The sequence below is a fragment of the Winogradskyella aurantia genome (assembly GCF_002266855.1).
GTDB lineage: Bacteria > Bacteroidota > Bacteroidia > Flavobacteriales > Flavobacteriaceae > Winogradskyella > Winogradskyella aurantia.
Window position 1 is genome coordinate 497,469 of the sequence record NZ_NGJN01000001.1, and the last position, 12,820, is coordinate 510,288.

A 12,820-nucleotide genomic window follows, 5' to 3' on the forward strand; every position below is an offset into this window, starting at 1 on the left:
TGGCCTAAAGGTAAAAATATTGATTGTGATTTCATGGAAATATGAGTTATATTTGATTATCAATTTATGCCATGAAACGATTATTTTATTCTTTTTTTATAGTCAATTGTACGATTCTTTTTAGCAATATTCTTACAGGTCAGAACCTTACCTTTGAAGTGCCTTTGATTGATCAAGTGCAAAGTTCTTCACAAATTGTAGAAGGGAAAGTTATTTCCAAAGCATCGTATTGGGACACTGCGCAAGAGCACATTTATACCGCAAATACCGTAGAAGTCTACAAGGTATTTAAGGGTTCACCGACAACTTATGTGGAGATTATTACCCCTGGAGGTACCGTAGGTTTGTCAGCAGAAATAGTGACACCTAGCCTTGATTTATATGAAGGTGATACAGGTATGTTTATGCTTCAGGATACAGATGTTAGCTTAGAACGTCAGGCCTCATCTAGAGGCATTTTTGCGGCTTACAGCTCTTCGCAAGGGTTTTATAAATATGATTTGGTCGATAATAAAGCGGTTAACGAATACAAGGTAAAGAATGGCATTACTCAAACATTTTATAGCGAAATAGTGGGATTGACCAATCAAAATTTTGTTTCGGTAAAGGCCTTTGACATTGACGAAATCGTCAATCAGAACACTTCATCAGAGAATAACAGACAACCCATATTTTCCATAGTGCCACTCGTAACTACCGCTGGAACACAATCGGTCATTACCATTTCTGGTACGGCGTTTGGCGCAACCCAAGGCACGGTGAGTTTTGCAAATGCGGACAATGGTGGTGCAACCTTTACGCCGGCATTAGATTCCCAGGTCCTTTCATGGAGCGATACAGAAATAGTGGTAGAGGTACCAAGGCAGGCAGGAACGGGCAGGGTGCGAGTGACGACGAATTCAGGAGGGGTGTCTACATCTAACCAAGATATTACCGTTTTATATGCTGAGTTAAATGTGGTATCATCTGGAGTGGCCTATCCGACAAGGCATATAAATCAAAATGGAAATGGAGGAATGACATGGCAGATGCAAATAGATTTTGACGGTAACGCCGCTGCTAAAGCTTCTTTTTTAAGAGCCTTTGATACTTGGGTCTGTGAATCTGGTGTTAATTGGATAAACGGTTCGGTCACCACTATAGATGCAGCGGTATTGGATGGTGTTAATATTGTGCGTTTTGATAATGGCTCGGAATTACCAAATGGTGTGCTTGGGAGAAACACGAGTTATTGGGCTGGCTGTAATTCTGGAGGACTGCTCAATTGGTTTGTTAATGAATTAGATATTGTGTTTAACGATTCGACTAATTGGCAATTTGGTCCTGCAAACCCGATTGTCGGACAATTTGATTTTGAAACTACAGCCGTACACGAGTTGGGGCACGGCCACCAGTTGGGTCATGTTATTGATCCAGCGGCCATCATGCATTATGCTACTGGAGGTGCCGCGAACAGAATCTTGTCTCAAAATGATATTGACGGAGCTAATGATATACAGTTTAGAAGTGTTAATGACCCCGTTTGTGGTAATGATCCAATGACTAATTCAGATTGTTCGTTGAGCATATCCGATGAAGAATTCAATCAGAAAATTGTTATTTATCCATTACCGGCAAAAGACAATATTTATATTGAGAGTGCTTTTGATTTGAACTTAAAAACCGTTGAATTAATCGATGCCCAAGGGCGCCTTGTTTCTACTATTGAGTTGTCTCAAAACAGCACACTTCACACACTAAATCTGGAGGCTATCAATTCTGGTATTTACTTCTTGAAAATCACAACAGCGACCAACGCCCAGTTGGTAAAGAAAATAGTAGTAGAGTAGTTGAAGTGATATAAAACATGAAAAAAAGGTTATCTATAAAAGGTAACCTTTTTTATTAGAATTCATTAGCTTTAAGAACTTTTACAAATTGCATTTAACCGTCAAATACATATGGCATGAAGATTATATTTACATTTCTCTTTTTAATTAGTTCAGCAAATATCTTGGGGCAACACCCTGCAACACCCGTTGAAAGAGTTAAGCAGGCAATGGAACAAAAAGAACAAGCCTTTCAAAATTCTTTGGTAAAGAATGTTCCCTTTACTAATATAGGACCGACCATTATGAGTGGTCGCGTGGTTGATTTAGATGTTAACCCTGAGATGCCTTCTGAGTTTTACGTGGCTTATGCCTCTGGCGGCGTATGGCACACAAAAAATAACGGAACTACGTTTACCCCTATTTTAGATAATGCACCAACACAGAATGTTGGTGATATAGCCATGCACTGGCCCACCAGAACCCTTTATGTTGGTACGGGAGAAAATAACGCCTCTCGGTCGTCATACGCAGGAATTGGGATGTTGAAGTCTACAGATAATGGGGCCACATGGGCCTCAATAGGTTTGATGGATTCTCAGCATATTGGCCGTATTTTGATTCATCCGGATAATGCGGATGTAGTTGTGGTTGGTGCAACCGGCCATCTGTATTCCCCAAATGCCGAACGTGGTATTTACAAGACCACAGACGGCGGAAAAACATGGAAAAAAACCTTGTTTGTAGATGATATGAGCGGAATCATTGATTTGCGTCACAGTCCGAAAAATTACGATGTGATGTTTGCCACCTCTTGGACCAAGGACCGCAAAGCGTGGAATTTTACAGGGAATGGAAATAATTCAGGAATATATAAGAGCACGGATGCCGGTGAAAGCTGGACCAAGGTATCTACTGCACAAAGTGGATTTCCAACTGGTGAGGGCGTAGGCCGTATCGGTGTGGCCATCTTTGATGATTCTACCATATATGCCATTCACGATAGCCAGTTTAGACGTCCTGAAGAAAAGAAAAAAGACGATGGCAATGAGTTGGTCAAGGACGATTTTAAGGCGATGTTAACTTCGGATTTCCTAGATTTGGACGATAAGAAATTAAATACCTTTTTGAAGGTAAATGGTTTTCAGGAAAAATACCGCGCCCAAAACGTAAAGCAGATGGTGCGTTCTGGTGCGGTGAAGCCTTTTGATTTGGCTAACTACCTTGAAGATGCCAACTCCATGCTTTTTGATACGCCTGTAGTGGGCGCTGAGATTTATAAAAGTACGGATGGTGGAAAGACCTGGAAAAAAACCCATGAGGATTATTTGGATGGGGTTTATTTTAGTTATGGTTATTACTTTGGTCATATCCATGTGTCACCAGCAAATGAAGAGCACATTTATATCTATGGCGTACCCATCCTAAAATCTAAGGATGGCGGTAAAAGCTTTAGTTCTATTAGCGCTGAAAATGTACATTCAGATCATCACGCCCTTTGGATTAATCCTAAACATCCGGACCATCTAATCAATGGTAACGATGGTGGTGTTAATATAACCTATGACGATGGTGAGAACTGGATTAAGAACAATTCTCCCGCTGTAGGCCAGTTCTATGCCATTAATGTGGACAATGAGAAACCTTATAATGTCTATGGCGGCTTGCAAGATAATGGGGTTTGGAAAGGGCCACATAATGCACGGGAAAACAAGGCATGGCATCAAAATGGCAAGTACCCATGGACATCAATAATGGGTGGTGACGGTATGCAGGTGCAAATTGATAACAGAAACGCCAATATAGTTTACACCGGTTATCAATTTGGAAATTACTATAGACTAAATCTAGAAACGGGAGACCGCAAATTTATTCTACCAAAGCATACCTTAGGGGAAAACCCGTATCGTTTCAATTGGCAGACGCCAGTATTACTATCGCCACACAATCAGGATATTGTTTATTTTGGAGGCAATAAGTTGATGCGTTCCATGAATCGAGGCGATGATTGGGAAGCCATAAGCCAGGACCTTACCAAAGGTGGTAAAAAAGGAAACGTGGCCTATGGTACCATTACAACCATTAGTGAAAGTCCTTTTCAATTCGGATTGATATATACCGGAAGTGATGATGGATTGGTCCATGTAACTAAAGATGCTGGTGCCAGCTGGACAAATATCTCAAAGGGTTTTCCAAAGGATTTGTGGGTAAGCCGTGTGGTGGCCTCTCAGCATAAAAAAGAACGAGTTTATGTCACCTTAAATGGCTACCGTTGGGATGATTTTGATGTCTATGCCTATAAAAGTGATGATTACGGAAAGACATGGACTGCTATAAGTGGGAATATCCCAGCCTCTCCTGCCAATGTCATTCGTGAAGACCCTGAAAATGAGAATCTGCTTTACTTAGGAACTGACAATGGCAGTTATGTATCTTTTGACCAAGGCCAATCATGGCAAGCCTTTTCAAAGGGTTTGCCGCACGTAGCTGTGCACGATATCGTAATCCAACCCGAAGCGAAGGATCTTTTGTTGGGCACCCATGGACGAAGTATCTATAAAACCTATATAGGGCCATTACAACAGATGACTAGCGAAATGATGGCCAAGCCCGCTCAGGTTTTTGAGATAGAACCTATTCGCTACTCAAGTCGTTGGGGAAGGTCTTGGAGCCCATGGTCTCAGGTTTATGAGCCGGAAGTTACCATTATATTTTACAGTAATACCTCTGGGCAAAAAACTGTAATTATTAAGGGCGAAAGCGGTATTGAACTGCAGCGTATGACCGTCGGTGCCGATAGGGGCTTAAACTATCTTAGCTATAATTTGGAGCTTTCGGAAAAAGGCCGCAGAGCCCTATTGAAGGCTAATGACGATCTTGAGTTGGATAAGGCTAGAAATGACAAGTATTATTTACCTAAGGGGAGCTACGAGGTCCATCTGGATGACTCTAGTACCCCTCTTGAAATAAAATAGGAATCTAAAAGCCAGTAGCCGTTGTGGTTACAAGCCGGAACGCCTAATTAAAACGATTCTAAATAAATAATTAAGCTTAGGCGCAGTTGTTAAAACGGCAATTGCGCCTTATTTTTGTTGTGCTAAATTTTAAGATGAATTAACTACGATGAGTGGAATTTTAAAGTCTTCAGTTGGTAGGAAGTTTGCAATGGCACTTTCTGCTTTTTTCCTTATGATTTTTTTAGTTATGCACGTCTCTATAAACTTTACCTCCGTGTTCAGTGAAGAGCTGTTTAACAACATGTCTCACTTTATGGGAACCAATCCCTTGGTACAAGGCTTAATGCAACCGATTTTAATTTTTGGTGTGATCTTCCATTTTGTGATGGGGTTTGTGCTCGAGTACAAAAATAGACAGTCACGAGAGGTAAGTTATGCTAAAAATGTACCGTCGGGAAATTCCAGTTGGGTGAGCCGAAACATGTTGTTATCGGGTGTGGTGATCTTGGCGTTCTTAGCCTTACATTTTTACGATTTCTGGATTCACGAAATGACGGTAAAGTATGTGGAAGGCGATATGTCTGGATTGGTAGATGCCAATAATCCTGAGTCTGGATTCCGCTATTACGAAGAATTGCGCGAGAAGTTTGTAAGCCCGGTTAGGGTGGGCATTTATGCGGTATCATTTGTGTTATTGTCATTACACCTGTTGCACGGATTTAATTCTGCTTTTCAATCGGTAGGTGCCAATAATAAGTATGTAAAAAGTTTAAAAGGATTTAGTAAAGTGTATGCTATCGGCGTACCTGCGTTATTTATTTTTATAGCGTTGTTTCATCACTTTACCCATTAAAATAAAAGAATACGATGTCAATATTAGATTCTAAAATTCCAGAAGGCCCCTTAGCCGATAAATGGACAAAACATAAAAACGAGATTAATCTGGTTAATCCAGCAAACAAACGATTAATCGATGTCATCGTCGTTGGAACAGGTTTAGCCGGCGGCTCTGCCGCTGCTACTTTGGCAGAATTAGGCTACAATGTGAAGTCCTTCTGTTTTCAGGATTCTCCAAGACGCGCACATTCTATTGCAGCACAAGGGGGTATTAATGCCGCAAAAAATTATCAAGGTGATGGGGATTCTACCTATCGCTTATTTTACGATACCGTAAAGGGGGGTGATTACCGCTCTAGGGAAGCTAATGTTTATCGTTTGGCTGAAGTATCTACCAATATTATAGACCAATGTGTAGCTCAAGGTGTTCCTTTTGCTCGTGAGTACGGTGGATTGTTAGATAACCGCTCTTTTGGCGGTGTATTGGTATCGCGTACGTTTTATGCTAAAGGTCAAACAGGGCAACAATTATTACTTGGGGCATACGCTGCCATGAATCGACAAATTGGTCGTGGTAAGATTAAGATGTATACGCGCCACGAAATGCTAGATGTTGTAGTGGTTGATGGTAAGGCCCGTGGTATTATTGCCCGCAATTTAGTGACGGGGGAAATAGAACGTCATTCAGCCCATGCGGTTGTCATTGCTTCAGGGGGTTATGGAAATGCGTTTTATCTTTCTACCTATGCTATGGGGTCTAATGTAACGGCTGCTTGGAAAGCCCACAAGCGCGGTGCTTTTTTTGCTAATCCGTGTTATACACAAATTCACCCGACCTGCATTCCTGTGTCAGGAGACCATCAATCAAAATTGACCTTGATGTCAGAATCCTTGAGGAACGACGGTCGTATTTGGGTGCCAAAACACAAAAAAGATGTTGAAGCGATTAGAAATGGCAGTTTAAAGCCTACAGAGATAGCTGAAGAGGATAGAGACTATTATTTGGAGCGTCGATATCCAGCCTTTGGTAATCTTGTACCACGTGACGTCGCTTCACGCGCTGCTAAGGAACGCTGTGATGCGGGTTATGGCGTTAACCAAACAGGAGAAGCCGTGTATTTAGATTTTTCAGCGGCTATTGAGCGTTATGGTAAAGAACAGGCGCACGTTAAAGGTTTAGATGAGAATGATACAGCTCTAGTTCAAAAATTAGGTAAAGGGGTTATTGAAAATAAGTATGGTAATCTGTTTCAGATGTATGAAAAAATAGTAGATCAGAATCCATACGAAACCCCAATGATGATTTACCCTGCGGTACATTATACTATGGGAGGTCTTTGGGTAGATTACAATTTAATGACCACAGTACCAGGCTTATATGCTATTGGTGAAGCTAATTTCTCTGATCACGGTGCCAACAGACTTGGGGCGTCAGCCTTAATGCAAGGTTTAGCCGATGGGTATTTTGTATTACCATACACCATAGGAGATTACTTGGCACACGATATTAGAACAGGACCTATACCAACAGACACAAAAGAATTTGAAGAAGCTGAAGCAAAAGTACGAAGTGATATAGATAAGCTTATCGCGAATAAAGGATCCAAATCCGTAGATTACTTCCACAAGAAACTAGGTAAAATTATGTGGAATAAGTGCGGAATGGCACGAAACGAAAAAGATCTTAAATCGGCTATTAAAGAAATAGCAGAATTAAGAGATGAGTTCTATAAAGATGTTTTTGTGCCTGGAGATCAGAACGAATACAATGAAGAATTGGCCAAAGCTGGCCGTGTTGCCGATTTCTTGGAACTAGGGGAGCTATTTGCTAAGGATGCCTTAGAGCGTGAAGAATCGGCAGGTGGCCATTTTAGGGAGGAATACCAGACTGATAGTGGCGAGGCGATGAGGCGCAAGGAATATCAATATGTGTCTGCTTGGGAATACAAGGGGCAGCCCAGTGAAGCTGTGGAGCACAAAGAATCATTGGACTATGAAAACATAGAAGTGAAAGAGAGAAGTTATAAATAAAAAAGATTGCTATGATGAATTTAACGTTGAAAATATGGCGTCAGAAAAACGCTAATGATAAAGGAAAAATAGTAGATTACCCAGTAAGTGGAATATCACCAGACATGTCTTTTTTAGAGATGCTCGATGTTCTTAATCAGGAATTAATTGAAAAAGGAGAGGAACCTGTTGCTTTTGACCATGATTGTAGAGAAGGTATTTGCGGCACGTGTTCGTTATATATTAACGGTAGGGCTCATGGCCCTCAAACACGTATAACAGCCTGTCAGTTGCATATGCGTAGCTTTAATGATGGTGATACTATTTATATCGAGCCATGGCGAGCTAAGGCATTCCCAGTAATAAAGGATTTAATTGTTGATCGTTCGTCATTTGACCGGATTCAGCAAGCTGGTGGATTTATTTCTGTAAATACCTCAGGAAACACTCAGGATGCCAATGCAATTCCTATTGAAAAGGAACATGCCGACAAATCTTTTGATGCGGCCACCTGTATTGGGTGTGGTGCCTGCGTAGCGAGTTGTAAAAATTCCTCAGCCATGCTATTCGTATCTGCTAAGGTATCGCAATTTGCCTTGTTACCGCAAGGTCAGGTAGAAGCTACAGATCGCGTCCTGAACATGGTGAAGCAAATGGATGCCGAAGGTTTTGGTAACTGTACTAACACAGGAGCCTGTGAAGTAGAGTGCCCAAAAGGTATTTCCTTAGAGAATATTGCACGCATGAACCGTGAGTATCTTGCGGCAAGCTTGAAAGGTTAGTCAGGAAGGCCAATACACACGATATATCCCGAGATAATGTTTTATCTTGGGATTTTTAGTTTACGATATTAGATATGCAAGAGCCCACACTATTTTATAACCAACAACTAGCAAAACACCGTGCAGAAGCCAAACGTTTGCGGAAACAAATTGGCTGGTTAAGTACACTTCGCTTAACCGTATTCTTGCTAACAGGTTTTGGGATCAACCAAACCTTTAACCAGTGGCAAATCGCTACAGGGATTGCTATTGTTGGGCCTACTGTTTTTTTAATCTTACTGTCCCGTTACACAGACTTTAAAACTACGCGCGCTCTTCATAAGCGGCTAATAGTTCTAAACGAGACGGAGCTTCAGATTGCGGCGGGCGACTTTCATCATCAGCCTGACGGCAGTGAATTCCAAAACCCAAGTCATGCTTATAGTTTAGATATTGATTTATTTGGTCGTGGTTCTTTTTTTCAATATGCCAACCGTACAACCATCAAAGAAGGTACACAAAACTTCGTGAAATACCTGTTGGCCAATGATATTACGGCTATAGCGGATCGCCAAGAAGCTATTATGGAATTAGCCGAGCTATCTAAATGGCGACAGCAGTATACTGCACTCTCACAGGGTGTGCATACAGAGCATTCAGCAAATTCTATCATTACTTGGGTACGATCTTATAGACCATTCTTAAAATCGTGGCACTTTCTGGGGTCGATTCTTTTTAGCCTGCTATCGATTAATATTCTAGGTTTGGGGATTATAGAGGTTATTCCTATTGGCATCTCTGTATATTGGTTACTTCTAGGCTTGGCCTTATCAGGGTTCTATTTAAAAAGAATAAATGGTCTTGCACAGCATACGGAAATGGCTAAAGATACCTTTAGGCAGTATGCGCTCTTGCTAGAACAAATTGAAGAGCAAACCTTTACATCGGCCTTATTAAAGCATAAGCAAAAAAAAATTGAGTCTAACGGAATTAAGGCTTCTCAAATTTTTAAACGTTTTTCAAAAGCTCTGGATGCTTTGGATAACCGAAATAATTTGATTTCGGCGATTTTTGGAAATGGGTATTTGCTTTCGGACATAAGGCAGGCCTATCATGTAGAACAGTGGATTAAGGCCTATGGTCACAAGGTGGAAGATTGGTTTGAGGTGGTGACCTTTTTTGACACCTTCAATACCTTAGGTACTTTCGCATTTAACCATCAAGACTTTACGTATCCCGAACTAACCGAAAACGGTCAAACGATTGTAGCTAAAGGATTAGGGCATCCTTTGTTGCCAAGGGATGAGCGAATAACGAGTGATATGGAACTTTCAGAAAGTCAATTTTTTATTGTGACAGGGGCCAATATGGCTGGAAAAAGCACTTTTTTAAGAACCATAGCCTTACATATAGTTATGGCAAATGTAGGGCTGCCGGTCTGTGCGATATCGAGTTCTTATAAGCCTACAAAGCTAATCACAAGCATGAGAACAACGGACTCATTAACCGACCATAATTCATACTTTTTTTCAGAGCTCACAAGATTAAAGTTTATAGTAGATACGATTACAGAAAAAACAGCCCCCTATTTTGTTATTCTAGATGAGATTTTAAAGGGAACCAATAGTACGGATAAAGCCATTGGCTCTCGCAAATTTGTTGAGAAACTGGTTAAGCTTAATGCCACAGGTATTATTGCCACACACGATTTGAGTCTTACTGAAATTGAAAAGGAACTTGAAGCCGTAAAGAACTACTACTTCGATGCCCAAATTATAAATGACGAACTCTATTTTGATTATAAACTAAAAAAAGGTGTTTGTCAGAACATGAATGCGAGTTTCTTATTGAAAAAGATGGAGATCGTATAAGGCCCACGCTAAAATTGATAAGTTTTCAGTGTTCATGCCATGAGTAAATAAAAAAACCCTCTCTGAAAACAGAAAGGGTTTAAATTTTATTTAAGAAAATAGCTTCTTAAGCCTCAAAAGGCTCGATAGAAACATAAGACTTATTATCTTTTTTCTTGGTGAACTTTACAACACCATCAACTTGAGCGTGTAATGTATGGTCTTTACCTTGGTACACGTTTTCACCTGGATGGTGAGTGTTACCTCTTTGTCTCACAAGAATATTTCCTGCAATAGCAGCTTGACCTCCAAAAATCTTTACGCCTAAGCGTTTCGATTCTGATTCTCTACCGTTTTTCGAACTTCCGACTCCTTTTTTATGTGCCATTTTATTTCGATTTTATAGTTTAACTAATTAACTTAAGGCTGCTATTAACTCGGCTTTCTTCATGCTAGAATACCCAGTAATGCCCTTTGCTTTTGCCATCTCTTTTAATTCAGCAACTGTTGATTTGCTTAAATCTTGAGTGGCTTCTTTCGCTTTAGTCTCTGTCTTTTTAGGTGCAGCCTTTGCCTCAGCTTTAGGTGCTTCCTTTTCAACTTTCTTTGGCTCAACTTTTTCAGCTTTTACCGCTGGTTTAGCTCCAGATGCTACAATGCTTTCAATTTGAATTTCAGTTAAGGATTGTCTGTGTCCGTTTTTGACACGGTAGCCCTTACGTCTTTTCTTTTTGAAAACGATAACCTTATCACCTTTAAGGTGTTTTAAGACTTTTGCACTTACCTGTGCTCCGTCTATAGCTGGGGCGCCTAAAGTTACGTTGCTACCGTTACCTATTAAAAGAACATTGTCAAAAGACACTTTTTTCCCTTCTTCGGTATTTAAACGGTTAACAAAAACTTTTTGGTCTTTCTCAACTTTGAATTGATGCCCTGCTATCTCTACAATTGCGTACATAGCGTAACGTTTTTATTAATTCAGTGTTTAACTCAATAGCCTTCCTTTTAAGAAAGCGGATGCAAATATACTTCTAAATTCCTAAACTGCAAATCATTTGGTGCATTTAGGGCTTATTTTAAATGAGAAGCCCAAAAATGGGTCTAAAAGCTTAATTACTATTAGTTTGTACACCATATTTTCACATTTTATTATGTGGGAAATGTCATATCATTCCTTATTTTTGTAAGGTGCATTGTAACAATGGACAAAAATGACAGACAAACACTAAAACTATTTAAAAATTAAAACACACAAAATAATGAAGAAAAGCTTTTTTACTCTAGCGCTTCTGCTCATTGCTGGTTTTTACGCCAATGCGCAGAAAGTGGAATTTGAAGAGTACGATTTAGATAATGGGATGCATGTTATTCTGCATCAAGATAATTCGGCTCCAGTGGTAACCGTTAGTGTGATGTATCATGTTGGCGCCAAAGATGAAAACCCTGAGCGTACTGGTTTTGCGCACTTTTTTGAACACCTCTTGTTTGAAGGAACGGAAAACATCCCTCGCGGTGAATGGTTTGAAATCGTGACCTCCAATGGTGGAAGTAACAATGCCAATACAACTGACGACAGAACATACTATTACGAGGTATTTCCATCAAACAGTTTAGAATTAGGCCTATGGATGGAATCTGAGCGCTTACTACACCCCATTATAAACCAAATAGGCGTTGATACTCAAAATGAAGTTGTTAAGGAAGAGAAGCGACTTAGAGTAGATAATCAGCCCTATGGAAACCTTCTTGCTGAGGTTAAAAAACGTATGTTTAAGGTTCACCCTTACAAAGGCACAACCATTGGTGAAATGGAGCATTTAGATGCAGCAACACTAGAGGAATTCCAAGCCTTTAATAAAAAGTATTATGTTCCTAACAACGCTGTTTTAGTGGTTGCTGGAGATATTGATAAAGCAGATACTAAGCGAATGATCCAAGACTATTTTGGGCCAATTCCAAGAGGGGCCGAGGTAACAAGGAACCTTCCCAAGGAAGCACCAATTACAGAAGCCATGACTGGTGAAGCGTATGATCCAAATATTCAGATACCAGCGGTAATTGCAGCCTATAGAACACCGTCCTTTAAGGAAAGAGACTCTTATGTGCTCAACATGATTTCAAGCTATTTAAGTGGCGGAAAGAGTTCGGTACTTTACAAAAAAATGGTAGACGAACAAAAACAAGCCTTAGCCGTTCAGGCCGTAAACATCAGTCAAGAAGATTATGGTATTTACGCGTTGTTTGGTTTGCCTTTGGGAGACGTAAAGCTTGAAACCTTGGTAGCTGAAATGGATGAGGAAATCGTAAAAATTCAAAACGAATTGATTTCTGAGCGCGACTATCAAAAACTTCAAAACCAGTTTGAAAATGATTTTGTCAGTTCCAACTCTAGTATAGAGGGCATTGCTAACTCGTTGGCTCGCTATTATATGTTATATGATGATGTGAACTTAATCAATAATGAAATAGATATATACCGATCTATCACGAGAGAGGAAATAAGAGATGTCGCCAAAAAGTATCTCAATCCTAACCAAAGACTCGTGTTAAAGTATTTACCTAAGAAAGATGAACAGTAATAAAAAAATGAACCAAAA

9 protein-coding genes are annotated in these 12,820 nt (G+C 40.1%); 7 read left to right on the forward strand and 2 right to left on the reverse strand.

From position 1 onward, the window contains the following. Nucleotides 1–71: 71 nt before the first annotated feature. From CA834_RS02320 to CA834_RS02345, 6 genes are all read left to right on the forward strand, one after another. On the forward strand, nt 72–1,829 hold the full coding sequence (locus CA834_RS02320; protein ID WP_094967045.1) for a T9SS type A sorting domain-containing protein: 1,758 nt from the start codon (nt 72–74) through the stop codon (nt 1,827–1,829). A 116-nt stretch (nt 1,830–1,945) separates the two neighbouring features. Then, nucleotides 1,946–4,783: a VPS10 domain-containing protein gene (locus tag CA834_RS02325; protein WP_094967046.1), complete on the forward strand. Its 2,838-nt coding sequence runs from the start codon at nt 1,946–1,948 to the stop codon at nt 4,781–4,783. A gap of 148 nt (nt 4,784–4,931) precedes the next feature. Next, nucleotides 4,932–5,618: a succinate dehydrogenase cytochrome b subunit gene (locus CA834_RS02330; RefSeq protein ID WP_094967047.1), complete on the forward strand. Its 687-nt coding sequence runs from the start codon at nt 4,932–4,934 to the stop codon at nt 5,616–5,618. Between the two features lie 14 nt (nt 5,619–5,632). Then, the gene (locus CA834_RS02335) at nt 5,633–7,633 is read left to right on the forward strand and encodes a fumarate reductase/succinate dehydrogenase flavoprotein subunit (protein ID WP_094967048.1); all 2,001 of its coding nucleotides are present in this window, start codon (nt 5,633–5,635) and stop codon (nt 7,631–7,633) included. A gap of 14 nt (nt 7,634–7,647) precedes the next feature. Beyond that, nucleotides 7,648–8,394, forward strand: coding sequence for a succinate dehydrogenase/fumarate reductase iron-sulfur subunit (locus CA834_RS02340; RefSeq protein WP_094967049.1), 747 nt, complete (start codon nt 7,648–7,650; stop codon nt 8,392–8,394). Nucleotides 8,395–8,468: 74 nt separating this feature from the next. Next, nucleotides 8,469–10,244 (forward strand): MutS-related protein, encoded by a 1,776-nt coding sequence (locus CA834_RS02345; RefSeq protein WP_094967050.1) that lies wholly within the window; start codon nt 8,469–8,471, stop codon nt 10,242–10,244. Nucleotides 10,245–10,350: 106 nt separating this feature from the next. On the opposite strand, the gene rpmA is transcribed toward CA834_RS02345, so the two are convergent. Further along, the gene (gene rpmA / locus CA834_RS02350; protein ID WP_094967051.1) at nt 10,351–10,611 is read right to left on the reverse strand and encodes a 50S ribosomal protein L27; all 261 of its coding nucleotides are present in this window, start codon (nt 10,609–10,611) and stop codon (nt 10,351–10,353) included. 27 nt (nt 10,612–10,638) lie between these two features. After that, the gene (gene rplU / locus CA834_RS02355; protein WP_094967052.1) at nt 10,639–11,181 is read right to left on the reverse strand and encodes a 50S ribosomal protein L21; all 543 of its coding nucleotides are present in this window, start codon (nt 11,179–11,181) and stop codon (nt 10,639–10,641) included. A 301-nt stretch (nt 11,182–11,482) separates the two neighbouring features. Here rplU and CA834_RS02360 point away from each other — a divergent pair, with 301 nt between their 5' ends. After that, complete coding sequence (locus tag CA834_RS02360; RefSeq protein WP_094967053.1) at nt 11,483–12,802, forward strand: M16 family metallopeptidase; 1,320 nt, start codon at nt 11,483–11,485, stop codon at nt 12,800–12,802. Nucleotides 12,803–12,820 lie beyond the last annotated feature (18 nt).